General features: G+C 62.1%; 17 protein-coding genes. 3 read left to right on the top strand and 14 right to left on the bottom strand.

Translation table 11 applies throughout. The features are described 5' to 3' along the window. Positions 1-91 precede the first annotated feature (91 nt). The 11 genes from I9018_RS28030 to I9018_RS27980 form a co-directional block, all read right to left on the bottom strand. Complete coding sequence (locus I9018_RS28030; RefSeq protein WP_068577357.1) at positions 92-703, bottom strand: LysE family transporter; 612 nt, start codon at positions 701-703, stop codon at positions 92-94. Positions 704-750: 47 nt separating this feature from the next. Then, a complete protein-coding gene (locus I9018_RS28025; RefSeq protein ID WP_068577359.1) occupies positions 751-1,389 on the bottom strand; it encodes an alanyl-tRNA editing protein in 639 nt (212 codons plus the stop codon). Positions 1,390-1,394: 5 nt separating this feature from the next. Next, the gene (locus tag I9018_RS28020) at positions 1,395-2,159 is read right to left on the bottom strand and encodes an alpha/beta fold hydrolase (protein WP_241108056.1); all 765 of its coding nucleotides are present in this window, start codon (positions 2,157-2,159) and stop codon (positions 1,395-1,397) included. Positions 2,160-2,168: 9 nt separating this feature from the next. After that, positions 2,169-2,591 (bottom strand): VOC family protein, encoded by a 423-nt coding sequence (locus I9018_RS28015; protein WP_124347341.1) that lies wholly within the window; start codon positions 2,589-2,591, stop codon positions 2,169-2,171. A 9-nt stretch (positions 2,592-2,600) separates the two neighbouring features. Next, complete coding sequence (locus tag I9018_RS28010) at positions 2,601-3,530, bottom strand: chlorinating enzyme (protein WP_068577365.1); 930 nt, start codon at positions 3,528-3,530, stop codon at positions 2,601-2,603. An 8-nt stretch (positions 3,531-3,538) separates the two neighbouring features. Beyond that, a complete protein-coding gene (locus tag I9018_RS28005; protein WP_277398080.1) occupies positions 3,539-5,317 on the bottom strand; it encodes a non-ribosomal peptide synthetase in 1,779 nt (592 codons plus the stop codon). Then, positions 5,314-6,162, bottom strand: a complete 849-nt coding sequence (locus I9018_RS28000) for an alpha/beta fold hydrolase (protein WP_068581813.1) — start codon at positions 6,160-6,162, stop codon at positions 5,314-5,316. The genes I9018_RS28005 and I9018_RS28000 overlap by 4 nt, the downstream gene beginning before the upstream one ends. 11 nt (positions 6,163-6,173) lie before the next feature. Then, on the bottom strand, positions 6,174-6,404 hold the full coding sequence (locus I9018_RS27995) for an acyl carrier protein (RefSeq protein ID WP_068581820.1): 231 nt from the start codon (positions 6,402-6,404) through the stop codon (positions 6,174-6,176). Positions 6,405-6,458: 54 nt separating this feature from the next. Next, positions 6,459-7,259, bottom strand: a complete 801-nt coding sequence (locus I9018_RS27990; protein ID WP_068581811.1) for a hypothetical protein — start codon at positions 7,257-7,259, stop codon at positions 6,459-6,461. 63 nt (positions 7,260-7,322) lie between these two features. Next, complete coding sequence (locus tag I9018_RS27985; protein WP_068581808.1) at positions 7,323-8,315, bottom strand: class I SAM-dependent methyltransferase; 993 nt, start codon at positions 8,313-8,315, stop codon at positions 7,323-7,325. Between the two features lie 30 nt (positions 8,316-8,345). Next, positions 8,346-9,017, bottom strand: a complete 672-nt coding sequence (locus I9018_RS27980; RefSeq protein ID WP_068581806.1) for a GntR family transcriptional regulator — start codon at positions 9,015-9,017, stop codon at positions 8,346-8,348. Positions 9,018-9,141: 124 nt separating this feature from the next. Between I9018_RS27980 and I9018_RS27975 the strand changes: the two genes are divergently transcribed. The 3 genes from I9018_RS27975 to gdhA all read left to right on the top strand — a co-directional run bounded on the left by I9018_RS27975 (position 9,142) and on the right by gdhA (position 13,749). Next, positions 9,142-10,338, top strand: coding sequence for a benzoate/H(+) symporter BenE family transporter (locus tag I9018_RS27975; RefSeq protein WP_068581803.1), 1,197 nt, complete (start codon positions 9,142-9,144; stop codon positions 10,336-10,338). A gap of 120 nt (positions 10,339-10,458) precedes the next feature. Next, positions 10,459-12,123: an energy-dependent translational throttle protein EttA gene (ettA, locus tag I9018_RS27970; protein WP_068581800.1), complete on the top strand. Its 1,665-nt coding sequence runs from the start codon at positions 10,459-10,461 to the stop codon at positions 12,121-12,123. 288 nt (positions 12,124-12,411) lie between these two features. Continuing rightward, positions 12,412-13,749: an NADP-specific glutamate dehydrogenase gene (gdhA, locus tag I9018_RS27965; RefSeq protein ID WP_241108054.1), complete on the top strand. Its 1,338-nt coding sequence runs from the start codon at positions 12,412-12,414 to the stop codon at positions 13,747-13,749. Positions 13,750-13,755: 6 nt separating this feature from the next. On the opposite strand, the gene I9018_RS27960 is transcribed toward gdhA, so the two are convergent. From I9018_RS27960 to I9018_RS27950, 3 genes are all read right to left on the bottom strand, one after another. Next, a complete protein-coding gene (locus tag I9018_RS27960) occupies positions 13,756-14,253 on the bottom strand; it encodes a GreA/GreB family elongation factor (protein WP_241108053.1) in 498 nt (165 codons plus the stop codon). A gap of 71 nt (positions 14,254-14,324) precedes the next feature. Then, a complete protein-coding gene (locus I9018_RS27955) occupies positions 14,325-14,681 on the bottom strand; it encodes a hypothetical protein (RefSeq protein ID WP_241108052.1) in 357 nt (118 codons plus the stop codon). A 99-nt stretch (positions 14,682-14,780) separates the two neighbouring features. Continuing rightward, positions 14,781-16,634, bottom strand: a complete 1,854-nt coding sequence (locus tag I9018_RS27950; protein ID WP_241108051.1) for a DUF4105 domain-containing protein — start codon at positions 16,632-16,634, stop codon at positions 14,781-14,783. Positions 16,635-16,699: the final 65 nt, after the last annotated feature.

Raw genomic sequence — 16,699 nt, 5'->3', positions numbered from 1 at the left:
TGGACTGGCGCGACGTGCACTATAAGCCGGACGCCCGAAGGGCGGCTAGCATGCCTTGAGTTGTGGCAAAGTGCCAGACCCGCCTGGCTGACTACAGCGCCAGGCCGCTATTGATCAGGGAATCCGCCAGTCGCGAGAGGATGGCCACCGCGAAGCAGCAGATGACCACCGAGGCCGTGCGGTTGATGGCGTGGGGCGTCAGCCAGGCATGGCCGCTGCGCTTGATCCGGGCGCCGAACAGCACCCAGGCACACCCCACCGGGATCACCACGGCGGTGAACTGCACGACAAAATGCAGGTAGAGGCCAGGGTCGGTGAAGGTCTGCACCGGAACGATGAACGAGACCACCAGCAAGCCCTTGGGATTGATCAGGGTCAGCAGGAAGAAGTGCAGCCTGGACACTCGGCCCTCCGCGGGGGGCGACAGTTTACCGTCGGGCTTGCGCCAGAGCAGGTACGACGTCTTGGCCAGGTAGCAGACCGAGGCGAACTGCACCAGCCTCAGGCACCAGGGCGCGTTGTCGCCGATATGGCCCAGCAGGTAGCCCCAGAATGAAATCTGCAGCAGGTAGGCCAGGCACTCCAGCAGGCTCAGCGGCCAGGCATGCCTGAACCCGCTGAGCACCCCCGAGCGCAACAGCAGTGTATTGGTCGGTCCCGGCATCAACAGCAACAATCCAAGTGCAGGCATGATGTTCAGCATGCAGGCGGTCTCCTGAAGCACGCCGGGCCACGATCAACGGGCGATGGCTAGTCCACTAGATAGATCTCGACGCGCTCCTTGTGCGCCCCGATGTTGTTGCGCTTGAGGCGAATCCGTCCGACTTCGCCGGTCTTGCGCAGGTGCGTGCCGCCGCAAGGCACCTGGGAGAACCCCTCGATGTGCCAGCAGCGGCGCAGGTGTTCGGCATCGGTGAAGCGGCTTTCGATCGGCAGGTCGGCGGCCACCAATCGTTCGACCTGCTCGAGGATCTCAGGGAAGTACTGGCTGACGTTGTCCTCCATTACAAAGTCGATGCGAGCCTTGCCCTGGCTGATGTGGGCGCCGACTTTCTCCAGCCCGGGGAATTTCTTGTAGAACAGTTCAAGGACGATCTCGGCGGCGAAGTGCAGGCGCATCAGGGCATAGCGCCGGGGCCAATCGATCTGCACGTTGACCAGGTCGCCCACGGCGAAGTCCGGCTCGGTCGCCAGGCGATAGACGATCCGGTCGTCGACCACCGTGGCTTGGGCAACCTCGATCCGGTTGATGGTGCCCCGGTCCGATTCCTGGCCACCGGATTCGGCGAAGAAGATCGTCGGGCTGATCGTGACGTCGGCACCTTCGATGCTCAGCACTCGGGCATCCAGGGTCGAAAGATACGGGGTATTCCAGAAGGCACGTTCCATAGGGCTTAGCTGTCTTGCTCTGTGAGGGTGGTCAGGAGGGTCGCGTAGAAGCGTTGGAAATCGTTTTCGAAGAAAAAATGCCCGCCGGGCAGGCACTGCCCCTGGTAGCGGATGCTGCTATAGCGCTGCCACTCGTCGAGGCGGTGGGTGTCGATCAACGGGTCGTCCAGGCCATTGAGGGTATACAGCGGTATGGGCAGGGGGCGGATGAACCTGTAGGTCAGCTGGGCATTGAGTTCAAGGTCGGCCTTGAGCTTGACCAGGGCTTGCCGGGCAAACCCGCAGGAGGCGTCCCGGGGCAGGGGGAGCGCGCTTTCGGCACAGACGTGCTGCCATAGTTGCTCGTCGTCCATGGCGCCCAGTAGCGGTGAATACCCGGTGTGGGGAGGCATGCGCCCGGACAGCACCAGCCGTGTTGGAGGCTGGCAGCCACGTTCGACCAGGGCGTGGGCAACATCCAGGGCCAGGCCCGCGCCAAAGCTGTGGCCATAGAAGGCCAATGGCCGGGTGAATGCCTGCAGCGCCTCGACGATGGCATCGATAAGCCCGTGGATGCAGGTGGCCGCGGGCTCCTGGATCCGCTCCTCGCGTCCGGGCAACTTGACCACCCAGGGCGTGATGCCGGCGTAGCGTAGTGCCTCCAGGCCATGGAAGGCCGAGCTGCCGCCGCCGCCATAGGGAAAGCACAGCAGTATGTCCTGACCCTCCCGGCAGGGGGCTGTGGACAGTGGGGCGAGCCAGCGCGGCTGGGTGATCGAGGCTGTGGCCATGGGGGTTTCCTATCCGGTGATCTCGAACAGGCCCACCGCCGGATGGAACATGTGCGAGGTGGTCAGCGAGCGATGCTCCTCGGTCGCGGGGTAGGGAATGGTCATGGCGTTGGTCACCGTCACGCCCCCGATTCCGGCTAGCGAGGCCTGGGTCGCCGCCAGGTCGTCGACCCTGAAGGCAGCGTGATAGATGCAGGCCTCGACGTTGACCAGCAAGCGGCTGACCACGCTGTCGGGGCGAAAGGGCTCGACGACCTCGACGATCTCCCCGGTCGGCGAGCGCAGCTTGGTGATGAGCACGCCGAACTTGTCGATCGGTTGGCGATGGAACAGCACTTCGAACCCCAGGGCCGTGAAGAATGCGGCTGTCTTCTGCGTGGATCGCGTGGCGTACGCGATATGGTCGATCCCCAGGTAGGAGTGCTGTTCCATGGTCGTTCCTCAGCTGCAGGCCAGGGGCTTGAGGTCCAGGCCGCTAAGGCTCTGGCTCGCCACCCGATTCTGTTGGTCGGTGCGAGTACCGGCCACCTGCACCACGCCGAACTTGTCCAGGCGATATTCACCACCGAACTCTTTCACGTAGTCGGTGCCGGGATAGACCTTCACCCTCCCGGGCACGTAGCGCGCCACATAGCCGAGGCGGGTCTTGTCCGATGTCGAGTTGGGCAGCGAGGAGTGCATCAGCATCGAGCGGAAGATCACGAACTGCCCGGCCTTCATCACGATCGGCACCGCAGCGGCTTCATCCGGCCGCCAGGACTTGTCCTTTTGCAGGGTGCTGTAGTCATAGCCGTTGAAACCACGTGCGTACTGGCCCTTGACCACGTCCTTGTTGGCGACCGGGTCGAACGTCATGCCGATGGATTCGTCGTAGTTCATCTTCTTGTGGGTGCCGGGGATGAACAGCATGCAGCCGTTTTCCTGGGTGGCATCGGTGAAGCCGGTCCAGACGTTGATGGCGCCACCGAATGCCTCGTCCTGGGGCCATACCAGCTGGGGTTGTCCCGAGGCATGGCCGAACGTGTCGGCCTGGTGCCAGTCGGTGCCTTCATTGCCGGGGTACTTGGGAATGAACTCGCTGCGCCAGCAAATCACGTCCGGGCCGAGGATGCTCCGCAGCCGATGGACGATCTCCTTGCGAAACACATGGCGGGTCAGCAGTTCGACATCCAGGTGGCGATCGTAGTTGGTGATCGCCACGTCCAGGGGCGCGTCATAGGGCGCATGGGTCCGGTTGAACAGTTGCGCCCGGACGGTCTTGTGCATCTGCATCATTTCTTCAGGCTCGTAGAGCGTGAAGGGGCCGATGAAGCCGTCCCGGTCGAATTGCTGGAGTTCCTGTTCCGTCAACGAAAAGTCAGTGATGTCCATGTCGGCTCCTACGAGAGGTTACTGAGGTTTTCATGCGTTACGTAGTACTGCACCCACTCCTGCAAGGTGTTCAACCGGGCGACTTCATCGAATGGGGTTTTCTTGCCAAGACTCTGGTTGATCCGGGTATGGGCCATGACGACGCTCAAGGATGAGGCGCCGTAGGCATAGATCGAGTGCTCCAATTGCAGGTCGCGGGTGCCGAGGATGCCTGACCAGGCTTCCAGGACGGCCGAACCGGCAGGTGGTGACGACCTGTGGGCCTTGGGTTGCTCGCCTGCCAGGGAGTGCAGGGTGCGTTTGTCCAGCTTGCCATTGGCCGTGACCGGTAATTCGAACAACCGGTGGATACGGGCGGGCAGCATGTAGTGGGGCAGTCGAGCCGACAGCAGGCTCAATAGCTTGCCTTCGTCGATGTCCGGCCAGCCATGCTGGAACACCACGAAGGCATGCAGGCAGTTTTCCAGGGCATTCATGGGGCGCGCCAGTACGACGGCCTGGGCAATGCCGGGCAACTGCCCCAATGCCTGTTCGACCTCGGTGATTTCAACGCGGTAGCCCTGGATCTTCACTTGTTCGTCCAGGCGTCCCTGGTAGAAGAACACCCCCTGTTCGTTTTCCACCACCAGGTCGCCAGTGCGGTAGTAGAGCCCCTCGGCCTGGTGCAGGAAGCGCGTGCGGGTCAGTTCTTCGTCCAGGTAACCGAGGCTCAGGTTGCGCCCGCCGAGCAACAGCTCGCCAGGAGCCCCGGGCTCCACTTCCTGCAACCGGGCATCGACGACCTTGGCGTGCACGTGGTTGAGCAGGCGGCCGATGGGGATCGCATCGCCGACGATGTCCTTGGGGGAACTCATGCTGTGCCAGCTGGAAAACACCGTGTTTTCGGTCGGGCCGTAGCCGTTGACCAGCGTGATCTCACGGTTGGCGGCCAAGAGTGCCCTGGCGTATGCGGGCTTGAGCACTTCGCCGCCGACATACAGCACGCGGACGCCATCGAGCATTTGCAGGCGATGTTGGGCCACCAGGTGGAACAGTGAAGTGGTCAGCAACAGCACATCGCAGTGGCTCGCCCCTACACAGTCGGCCAGGCTCTCGATGTTGAACGCCGGGGCGTGGAGGGTGACGCAGGCGCCCGTCAGCAGTGGCACCCAGACTTCGAACAAGGCGGCATCGAAGCTGATGGAGGAGTGATGAACATAGTTGTGGGCCTTGCCCTGGACCTGTCCTTGCACGTTTTCCACCAGGTTCAGCAGGCCGGCATGGCACACCCGGACCCCTTTGGGCACCCCAGTGGTCCCTGAGGTGAACATCACGGTGAGGCTGTCGGCGTCGGCAGGGCGCCGCTGACTGGTGCGGCGCAGGGTCGGGCCCCGGCTGCGCAGGCGGCCCTTGGCGTCCAGGTGCAGGTAGGTGAGGCGTGGGTCGATCTCCAGGTCCTCGGCCTGGCCGATCAGCAGCAGGTGCTGGCAGTCGAGCTGTTCGAGTTGCGCGAGGATGCGTTGGGCTGGCGTGCTCGGATCGATGGATACGTAGGCGATCCCCAGCTTGCAGCAGGCCAGTAGCGTGACCAGGTAGGGCAGGCAACGACTGGCAACCAGCGGCAGGCATGAACTGTCGGCCAGGCCCTGGCGGACCAGTTGCTGGGACAAGCCCAGTACCTGCTCGTGCAGTTGCTGGTAGGTGAGCGTATTGCCGTTGTCGACCACTGCCAGGGCATGGGGCGTCACCGTGCAGATCGACTGGAACTTGCGAAAGACCCTGGTCGGTGACGAGGTGTGCGCATTCATCGGGCAGCCCTCGGTTGATGGCGGGTGAGGAAATGCGTCATCGCCTGGTACAGCCGTTCGTGGCCATCGACGAAGTCATGGTGGTGCCCGGCCGGGTCTTCGACCAGCTCGCCGTTGGGCAGCCATCTGGCAACGTATCGGGAGGATGCGGTGTCGGTGTAGCTGTCGTTGCCGCCGCACCAGACCAGGGTCGGGGCCTCGACGGCCTGGGCGGTGGCGGCTACTTCCAGGGTCGCCAGGTGGTTGAGGAAGGTCAGGTACTGATGAAAGGCCTGTCGCTCGCGCAAGGGCCGGATCTGCTGGTAGCGATAGTCGCTGGGGGCCAGGCCGCTGTTGTCGTGCAACAGGCTGACCGCCTCGTACACCTGGGCCCAGTTGCCCTGGGGAATCGACTGCATCATGCGTTCTACATCGCGCTCGTACTGGCTCTTGGCGATGTCGTCGCCCTTGAGAAAGTAAGCGCCGTTGAGCAACAGCAGTTTGCTGCACACCCCTTGGGCGGCGGCCAGAAGCGCCAGGGGGGCCGAAGAGCAGTAGCCCACCACGGCGTCCACGCTGACGGCTTCGGGCAGGGCGGCGTGCAGTTGCCTGACGAAGTCGGCGACGCCCTCGCTGGGCGCCAACCCGGCTGCCGCGGCGTAGGACAACAGGGCGTCGCTTTCCAGAATGACCAGGTTGAAGTGGCTGATGAGGAACAGCGCCGCATTCTTCATGTAGAAGCACTGGGTACCCACTGGCGCCAGCAGCAACAGGGTTTCGCGGGTAGGATCAAAAGGCAGGCTCCGCACACAGATCACCTTGCCGGCACGCTGCAAATCCAAGGTCGATGTGAACAGACTGTGCATGGAGCACCTCTTCAGGCGTAGCGCGCTGTCGCGGCAGCGGGCAACTGGTCCAGGATGGTTTGCTTGCAGGGGCTGAGGAAGAACTGCTCCATGTTGATGTTTGCGCCGAACGTCTCGTTCACCTGGCTGACCAGCTGGATGGCCGTGAGCGAGTTGGCGCCCAGTTCGAAGATGTCCTGGTCATTGGCGACCGGGCGGCGGAAGACGTCTTCGAAGAGTTTGTCGAGCTTTTCGCTACTCATGATTGACCTGCCTCGTTGTCGGGAAGAGGGCCGGTTGCCCGGCCCGGGAAGGGGTCAGGCTGCAGCGCGGTCACCCTCGGCCTGCAACAGGGTCGAGTCCAGCAGGTCCCACAGGGCTTCCAGGTTATCGAGGAAGTCGTCGGCGCCCTGGACGATGGCGGCGCTGTTCTGCGGGTTGAGTACCGAGCCGACCGCCTCGATGGCGTTCTGCTCGTGCTGGCATTCGGCTCCGGTTTCGCCGTAGTGCTCCAGCAGGTAGTGCATGGCCGGCTCGTCGAAGCTGGCGCGGTATAGGCCGCTGTCCACCAGGCAGGCCTTTTCCCCGGGGATCAGTTGGCGATTGGAGATGATCTCCAGGGCCAGTGCGGTCCCCAGGCTCTTGTAGACATCCTGGGCGGCTGTCGACTTGCGGGCCTCGAAGGTGTGGATAGCCCTTTTGGTCTGGGGCATCAGGCCGGTGGCGAAGTCATAGCCGGGGAGTTGGCCCAGCAATTCATCGGAGCAGCGCTTGAGCATGGATTCGATATGAATCTGGTCGCTCAAGTCGTCGAAGATCGCCTTGCCGGGGACCGAGCGGTTGATGATGTGCCCGGCCATCATCGCCAGTTCAGGGCCATGGTTTTCCTCGCTGTCGACGATCTCCTGCAACAGGTGGCTTTCCGTGGACAGGCCGATTTCCTTCAGCCCCTGGGGCAGGTTCCAGCCTGGGCGGGTGGCATCGCAAAAGCTGCGGATGTGGTGGAACAGGGCGCCGATGGCTTCGGTGCCGGGATTGACCCGGGCCCAGTTGTGAAAAATCGGATGGCTATAGCAGCGATGGTTCTTGACACGCTCTACAAGGGTTTCCACGCGCATGATCGATCTCCCGATGAGTGGCGGCTACATAGGATTCCTTACTGCTCGGAGTTGGGTGTTGCTCTAGTGACCGACGATCAGGCGACTGCCGGAAAGGCCGGGTTTAGAGAGGGTCACGTCCATGAACCCGGCCTTTTCGAGCAAGGCCTTCCAGCCTTCCTCCGAAGGGAACTTGCGGTCCATGAAGTGGGTGTGCAGGAACGTGAAGGCCAATGAATAGGCGTTGTTTTCCCAGGGGGCATCGTCGGGTATGGCATCGGCGATGACCAGCTTGGCCCGGGGCGAGGCGGCCTTGATGGTGGCCAGCAGGCTCGGCAGGACCTGGCTTTGGGTGGGGTCCAGATCGTGGAAGACGAATCCGGCATGGACGACATCGACATCCTTGAGCAGGGTCGGATCGTCGATCAGGCTTTGCACCGGTGCATGAATCACCTGGAGCCTGTGGCTCAAGCCTTTTGCCTCGATGATTTCCCGGGCCTTCTGGCAGGCGCTGGCGCTCAGGTCGATGCCGATCCCGGTGGCCTGGGGCAGGCGCTCCAGCAGTCGGATCAGCAAACCGCAGGTGCCTGAACCGAAGTCGATGATCTTCTTCGGATTGGCCTGGAGGATTTCTTGTTCGGCATGGGGGTAGAAGTCGGTGGCTCCCATCCACTTGGAGGTGCGTGCCACATGTTCGCCGTTGCGCACATAGGTGTTGATGGCGTCCGGCATGTTGTTGGCGAACTGCACCGGATGCTCGATCAAGGGCGCGCAGGACTGTAGGGCCCAGAGCAGGTAGCCACAGTTGTTGACGGCCACCGGCAGGGCAGGCGTGCCGCTGTAGCGGTCGGGACGAGCCTCCTGGGTCGCCAGCCCCAGTTTGCACAAGGCGGCCAGGTAGGACACGACGAAGTGCCGGTTGGCACCGCTGATGCGCACTACCTGCTCGACATCGAAAGGCTCGCCTTGCATGAGCAGGTCGATGACCCCGAGGCGTGCGCCCATCTCCAGGAAAATCGATTTGCCTGCCAGGTTCTGTGCAGAGTCGATTGCTGATGCCGACATGACTTGGGCCATGGTCCACCTCCTTGTGTGATGAGCGTACGTTCAGGTCTTGCGGTCGAAAAAGTCTTCCAGGGCCTTGGCGGCCTTTATCAAATGGTTGCGTACCAGGGCTTCGGCCCGGTCCAGGTCCTGCTCGGTAGCGGCTTCGATCATCGCCAGGTGTTCATCCTGGGACATGTGTTCACGGCCCATGGCCGATAAGTGAAAGCGCAAGTAGCGGTCCTCTACGGACAACTGCTTCTCCACCAACTGCAGTAATTTCAGGTGGGGCGTTTTCCCGTAGAGACACATGTGGAAGCGCTTGTTCAGGTCCCCTAGCTGGTCCATCTCGGTTTCTTCATTCATCTGCTGCATCAGGTCCTTGGCCTGCTGCAGGTCGGCACTGGTCAAGTGTGGAATCGAATACCGGATGGCCGCAGGTTCCAGGGCCAGCCGGATGGCGTAGTTGTCCAGGCCGTCGGCCTTGGATATCTGCGTCACGATCGCGCCCTTGTAGGGAACGAAGTCCACCAGTGCCTGTGCTTCCAGTTTCTTCAGTGCTTCGCGAACCGGCATTCGGCTGACATTGAAGGTTTGCGCCAGCTCCTCCTGGCGCAGGACCTCGCCGGGGGGAAGGCGCCCCTCAAGGATCGCCTGCTTTAACACCTGTTCAATCTGTTCACTTGCTGTTTTGTGTTGGATCTCACCGAGGTTGCTTAGTCGTTTGCTTTTCAAGTCTTTCTCATTACTATTAATTTGCGTATCCAATATCCAATGGATATTGGTTGTAGCACCAGCTTTTAGGGAATGCAAGGCGGCTTGGCTCTTTCGCCGCAGATTCTGTGAACGGGGTGGCAACATGGGTGCTTTGAGCAGGGCGGGAGTGTCGGGTGGCGGCTGGTCCGGTGAGTGGTGGAGTCTTATCAGCACCGGGGCCAGTGCTGCGCTGATCGGTTTCATCAGCACGTTCTTCATCGTGTTGCAGGGTTTCTACAACGTTGGGGCCTCGGCCAGCCAGGCGGTGAGTGCGCTGGCAATGTTGTGCCTGTTCCAGGGGCTGATGGGCATCGGGTTCTCCCTGGCTACCCGCAAGCCCTATGCCTTCGCCTGGTCGACGCCGGGATCGGCGATCCTGCTTGGCTATAGCCAGCCCCTGGGGGGCTTCGACGAAGCGGTCGGGGCGTTCTGCATGTCCGGCATGCTGATGCTGGCACTGGCCATGGTGCCGAGGATCGCCCGGTACATCGAGAAGATCCCCGCCAGCCTTTCGTCGGCGATGCTGGCGGGAGTCCTGCTGTCATTGGCCAAGTCCTTCGTGCCGGCCTTCGAGCAGTATCCGCTGATCGTTGGAGCGGTAATGCTGGTCTGGTTGCTGTTGTTCATCTTCAAGCCGCTGTTTGCCCTGCCGACCTCCCTGGCAGTGCTGTTCGTCTATTTCCTGTTCAAGCAACCAGCGGGATATGCCATCGAACTGTCGACCTATCGTTTCGAGTGGGTGGTTCCGGTCTTCACGCTTTCGTCCTTCATCAACCTGTCCATCCCGCTGTTCGTGGTCACCCTGTTTTCCCAGAACATCCCTGGCTACCTGATCATGCGCAACAATGGCTACACGACGCATTTCCCGGGCACGCTGTTCGTCACCGGCCTGGCCACCTCGTGTGCCTCGCTACTGGGCTGCCATAACCTCAACCTGGCGGCGCTGACGGCGGCGATGTGTGCAGGCCCGCTGGCGTCCAGCGACAAGTCCCTGAGGTACATCGCCAGTTGTGCCGCAGGTGTCAGTTACCTGGTCATGGCGCTCTTTGCCGCCAGCCTGGTGAGCCTGTTGTCGCTGATCCCCTCGCCGGTGATCCTGGCGCTCGCGGCCCTGGCGTTGTTCAGCACCCTGGCCGATGCCCTGCGGGATTCGCTCAGGCACGACCTTTATTACCCGGCGGTGGCCACCTTGATGATCACGGTGTACTTCCCGAGTTTCTTCCATGTGTCCTCGTCATTCTGGGGATTGTTGCTGGGCACCTTGTTCTACGTGGTCTACAGCAAGAAAAAGCTGGGTTGAAAGCACCCGGCAGTCTGCCCGCCGTCGCTCAGTTAGGTTAACCTTGAAGGTTGGGAGTGCTGTGTACCGCACCATGAGGCTTAGCTGGCCTGTTCTCACCTTCTTCACGAGGTCCATATTTTGGCTCAATACGTTTTCACCATGCATCGGCTGGGCAAGGTTGTTCCGCCGAAGCGGGAAATCCTGAAAAACATCTCCCTGTCATTCTTCCCCGGGGCCAAGATTGGCGTACTGGGCCTCAACGGCTCGGGTAAGTCCACGCTGCTGAAAATCATGGCCGGCGTCGACACCGAGTTCGAGGGCGAAGCCCGCCCGATGCCGGAGCTGAACATCGGCTACCTGCCCCAGGAACCACAGCTGGACCCGGCCAAGACCGTGCGTGAAGTGGTCGAGGAGGCGGTCAGCGTAATCAAGGACGCCCAGGCGCGTCTGGACGAGGTCTACGCTGCCTACGCCGATCCGGATGCCGACTTCGACAAGCTGGCCGCCGAGCAGGCCAAGCTCGAAGCCATCCTGCAGGCCAGCGATGGCCATAACCTGGAGCGCCAGCTGGAAGTCGCCGCCGATGCCCTGCGCCTGCCAGCCTGGGACGCCAAGGTCGAGCACCTGTCCGGTGGTGAAAAGCGTCGTGTGGCCCTGTGCCGTCTGCTGCTGTCGGCCCCCGACATGCTGCTGCTCGACGAACCGACCAACCACCTGGATGCCGATTCCGTGGCCTGGCTGGAGCACTTCCTGCACGACTTCCCGGGCACCGTGGTTGCGATCACGCACGACCGTTACTTCCTCGACAACGTCGCCGGCTGGATCCTGGAACTGGACCGCGGCGCCGGCATCCCGTACGAAGGCAACTACTCCGGCTGGCTGGAAGCCAAGTCGGCGCGCCTGGCCCAGGAGTCCAAGCAGCAGTCGGCCCACGAAAAGGCCATGAAGGAAGAGCTGGAGTGGGTGCGCAAAGGCGCCAAGGCCCGCCAGTCCAAGTCCAAGGCTCGTCTGCAGCGTTTCGAGGAAATGCAGTCCCAGGAATTCCAGAAGCGCAGCGAGACCAACGAGATCTACATCCCGGCCGGTCCGCGCCTGGGCGACAAGGTCATCGAGTTCAAGAACGTCACCAAGGGTTATGGCGATCGCGTGCTGATCGACAACCTGTCGTTCTCCATGCCCAAGGGCGCCATCGTTGGCGTGATCGGCGGCAACGGCGCCGGTAAGTCGACCCTGTTCCGCATGTTGATGGGCAAGGAGACTCCTGACTCGGGCAGCATCGAGATCGGTGAAACCGTGCAGCTGGCCTGCGTGGACCAGAGCCGCGAGGACCTGGACGGCAGCAAGACCGTGTTCCAGCAGATCTCCGACGGTTCCGACCAGATTCGCATCGGCAACTACGAGATCCCGTCGCGCACCTATGTCGGTCGTTTCAACTTCAAGGGCGGCGACCAGCAGAAGTTCGTCAAGGACCTGTCCGGTGGTGAGCGTGGCCGCCTGCACCTGGCCCTGACCCTGAAGGAGGGCGGCAACGTCCTGCTGCTCGACGAACCGTCCAACGACCTCGACGTCGAAACCCTGCGTTCCCTGGAGGAAGCCCTGCTGGACTTCCCGGGCGCCGCCATCGTGATTTCCCACGACCGGTGGTTCCTGGACCGTGTGGCGACCCACATCCTGGCCTATGAGGACGACTCCCAGGCGGTGTTCTTCGAAGGCAACTACACCGAGTACGAAGCCGATCGCAAGAAGCGCCTGGGTGAAGCCGCGGCGCAACCGCACCGGGTACGGCACAAGAAGCTGGCTTGATCGAGCCGCTGCTGGAACAGAACGGAGCCTTCGGGCTCCGTTTTTTTATGCCCGGAACGATGTTTTCCGGTAAATCCAGTGGGGCGAATGACGTTCAAAGTGAGTGCAAACCTGCGACTTTTTGTCACCAATTCAGTGCGCTCAAGCCCAGTAAAATCAACAAATTTATATTAAATGCACCATTTAAATTCATATCTGCGACATTTTGCGCTGTCGCGGTGCGGGTTGAGTTGATACAGTCCTTGGCAAATCTCCCCCTTAACGACAATAAATCTGCTGAGACTTTCCATGATCGAATCCGTCGAAGACTTCCTCGCCCGCCTGAAAAAGCGCGATCCGGACCAGCCCGAATTCCACCAGGCGGTGGAAGAGGTATTGCGTAGCCTGTGGCCGTTTCTCGAGGCCAACCCGCATTACCTGGACTCCGGTGTTCTCGAACGGATCTGCGAGCCGGAGCGCGCCGTGGTATTTCGCGTGTCCTGGGTCGACGATCAGGGCAAGGTCCGGGTCAACCGCGGCTTCCGTATCCAGATGAACAGCGCCATCGGCCCGTACAAGGGCGGCCTGCGTTTCCACCCGTCGGTGAACATGGGCGTGCTGAAATTCCTCGCCTTCGAGCAGACGTTCAAGAACTCCCTCACCTCCCTGCCCATGGGCGGCGGCAAGGGCGGCTCGGACTTCAACCCCAAGGGCAAGAGCGACGCCGAGGTCATGCGTTTCTGCCAGGCCTTCATGAGCGAGCTGTACCGGCATATCGGCGCGGACGTGGACGTACCGGCCGGGGACATCGGTGTCGGTGCCCGGGAAATCGGCTTCCTCTTTGGCCAGTACAAGCGCCTGAGCAACCAGTTCACCTCGGTACTGACCGGCAAGGGCATCAGCTACGGCGGCAGCCTGATCCGCCCGGAAGCCACGGGTTTTGGTTGCGTGTACTTCGCCGAGGAAATGCTCAAGCGTCGGGGCGATCGGGTCGAAGGCAAGCGCGTGGCGATCTCCGGCTCCGGCAACGTCGCGCAGTATGCCGCCCGCAAGGTCATGGACCTGGGGGGCAAGGTGATCTCGTTGTCGGACTCCGAAGGCACCCTGTACTGCGAGTCCGGGCTGAGCGAAGAACAATGGCAAGCGGTGCTGGAACTCAAGAACGTCCAGCGCGGGCGCATTAGCGAGCTGGCTGGTCGCTTCGGCCTGGAGTTCCGGGCTGGCAAGACGCCTTGGGACCTGCCTTGCGAGATTGCCCTGCCGTGTGCGACCCAGAACGAGCTGGACGCCGAGGCCGCCCGGACCCTGCTGCGCAACGGCTGCACTTGTGTTGCCGAGGGGGCCAACATGCCCACCACCTTGGAGGCTGTGGATATCTTCATCGACGCCGGCATCCTGTTTGCCCCGGGCAAGGCTTCCAACGCCGGTGGCGTAGCGGTGAGTGGCCTGGAGATGTCGCAGAACGCCATGCGCCTGTTGTGGACCGCCGGCGAGGTGGACAGCAAGCTGCACGCCATCATGCAGTCGATCCACCACGCCTGCGTCCACTACGGCGAACAAAACGGTCGGGTCAACTACGTCAAGGGCGCGAATATCGCGGGCTTCGTCAAAGTCGCCGATGCCATGCTGGCCCAGGGCGTGGTCTGAGGCGACTCAGGCCGGTTCGATACGGATGATTTCGATCAGCCGGTCCCCGGCCGGTCGCTGCCACAGAACTTCGTCCCCAGGTTGCGCGCCCAATAGTGCCCGACCCAGGGGCGAGGCCCAATTGACCAGGCCGCGGGCGGCATCGGCCTGGTCTTCGCCGACCAACTGCACGCTGTGCTGGTCGTCCTGTTCATCGACATAGGTCACCCGACTGCCGATCTGTACTTTGTCGGTGGCGGTGGCTGTCACTACCTGGGCACTGCGCAAGCGCTGGGAGAAGTAACGCAGGTCTCGCTCCAGGTCGGCCAGGCGCTGCGGATCGGCGCTATCGCGCAAGTCACTTTGTTGCTGATGCTGGAGTTGCAGCTGCAGCTGAGCGACTTTCTCCTGAAGCTCCACCAGGCCCTGGGGCGTGACATAGTTGGGGTGCGGGCTGACCTGGCGCTCGATCGGTTGCTCGGCCTGGGCGGCCGCCTGGTCCTCGTTGACGAAAGCGCGGCTCATGGTGTGCTCCTTGGCTGGAGGGTCGAGCCATGGTTGCAGGCTTTTACCCCCTGCAGTTAGCTGAAAACGACCTATTGCGAGCGATAGGCCCGCGCGGCATCGCGATCCTTTTCCTGTTGCCAGGCCCGTTCCCGTTCATCCCAATGCCGTTCGCGATACTGTTCGCGGTCCTGGTTTTCCAGCATGGCCTGGCACTGACGGAAGCCATCATCCCAGCCTTCGGCATACTGCCGGTCCTTGAGGTAGCGGGGTACATCCTTGCGAAACTCTCCGCTCATGGACCCCGCCGCCTGGCGCCCGCTGACGCAGCCGGCATCGAAACCGTCGGCAAATGCTGGCGGATAGCCCTGCGCGAGCAGATGCTCGTGGGTTGATTCACAGCCACCGATCAGGGCCAGTGCCAGCAATGCCCAAGCGTAACGCCACATCGAGGAACTCCCAGACTTCACATGAGTGAAGTCTAGAAGGGCATTTGTTGGCGACGCGTGAAAACCTTGTCGCTAGCAGCTTGACGCTCGCAGCTGCCGTTAATAGTGGTACCACTTGAGTTCGAGCATGACTTCGTTGGCCGGGCTGGCCAGTTGGCTGAGCTCCCGCTGTGCGCTCAGGCGCAGGCCCAGGTTGCGCGACAGCTCCCATTGCTGGTTGAGGCTCAGGCTGCGGCGGACTTCACCATTGGTGAAGTAGTCGCCCTTGGCTTCCAGGCTGAAGTTGCCCAGTGGATTCTTCCATAGCAGGCCGGAGTTGAAGCCTGCCGCCGGAGCGATGAAACCGGCGAAATCGGCGTTGTGCTCGATCCGTACCGTGCCCAGCGCAAAGCCCAGGGTGTCCTCGCCCAATTGCCAGGTGCCGCCGGCACCGCCATTGACGTGGCTGACCAAGGTTTCGTCGTCGTGCTTGCCCGGTACCCGCTCCAGGCCGCCGGTGACTTGCCAGGACCAGGGTTGCAGCAACTGCGTACGTGGGGTCAGGGAGCGGATGGTGGCCAGGTCGAGCTGCTGCAATTGCCAGTGGTTGCCTTCGTACTGGCGCAGCTTCATCTGCAGGATCTCGATCTGGGCGCCCATTGGGAAGCCTTCGGCGTTGTCATTGAGGTCGTGATAGGCCATGCGCAGGCCGTACTCGGCAAAGGCCTTGTCGTCGCGTGTGCCGACCCCGAGTTGCCAGGTGCGGGACTGGTGGCCGTCTTCCGGCAGGCCTGGCCGCTGGATCTGCAACTCTGGAGCGGGGTTCTGGTTGATGGCCCTGAGCAGCTCGAAACTGCGCTGGGAGCGTTCGGCATCACGCTCCTGGCCGTTGGCTCGATAACGTTCCAGGCGATAGGCCGCGTCCACGACCAGGGCTTGTCGGTCCCGGGGCAGGGCCTTGAAATCGCGGTCCTGCAGTTGTTTCTGGTCGGCGCTGACCTTGAGTACCCATTGTTGCTCTTCAGGGTTCAAGGGCTGGGCGCGGCTGAGCAACTCGCGCTCCCTGGATGGGCGATAGTCGATTCGTTCCACCAATCCGGCGTCCTTGACCGCCTTGACGGTGTCGGTAGGGATCGCGGTGAGTGGGAACTGGCCGGTCAGGCGCAGGCTGGGGCGGGCGACCTGCAGCAGTTCCAGCAGGCGGTAGGAGCAGTTCTCGTCGAAGAAGAAGTAGTCGAACTTGATCTGCTTCAGTTCCCACACATGTTCCACCATGCGCTCGGTTTCCACCTGGGTGAGGTTCAGCCGGTACTCCCACAGGTCGCGGTTCTCCAGGCTGCGGTACTCCGCCAGTTTTTCCTGGTAGGGCACCAGGGCGAACAGTCCGGGATACCCCCCCATCAAGCCCTTCCAGGCATAGAGGATGCTGTTGTCGGAGCCTTCGATGTAGGCGCCGAAGTTGATGGCATAACTGAGCAGGGCGGTGTGATTGTTTTGCACGTCGGCCTGGTCGATACGCAGCAGGGTGTGGCCAAACATCGACGATGGACTGTTGAGATAGGCGGCCGGAAAGATCATTACCGTGCTGTGGGGCGCGACGTCCTTGAACCACTGGGTGAACTCGGCGCATTCGACCTTGGGCAGGTCGTCCAGCTTCAGCTGTGCCTTGAGCCAGCGGGTACGGGCTGGATAGACGCACTGGGCATGTCGCTCCCCGGCACTGGCGGGCGCGTAGAGGGCGTCCAGGGTCGCCTGCAGCTCGGCATCGGGGTGATGGGCGCCGTCGGCGGCCAGGAAGAACTTCGGGTCGCTGACATAGCTGCGCCAGCCTCCCAGCTTGGCGGTTTCGTAGTGGCCCAGGGAGATCCAGAAGGGGTCGTTGGCCAGTTGCTGCAAACGTTGATGGTCGATGTGAGGCGCGGCGTACAGCGGGGCGCAGGCACAGAGCGCCAGGTAGGCAAGGCGTTTGAGCATATCGGGCAACTTAAGTCGGAAATACAAAGACCCAAGGTGGGGCAAGGTCGATAAAAAAAGCCCGC

It is taken from the genome of Pseudomonas sp. MPFS (genome assembly GCF_022537035.1).
In the GTDB taxonomy this organism is placed as follows: Bacteria; Pseudomonadota; Gammaproteobacteria; order Pseudomonadales; family Pseudomonadaceae; genus Aquipseudomonas; species Aquipseudomonas sessilinigenes.
This window is presented reverse-complemented; position numbering and strand designations above follow the sequence as displayed.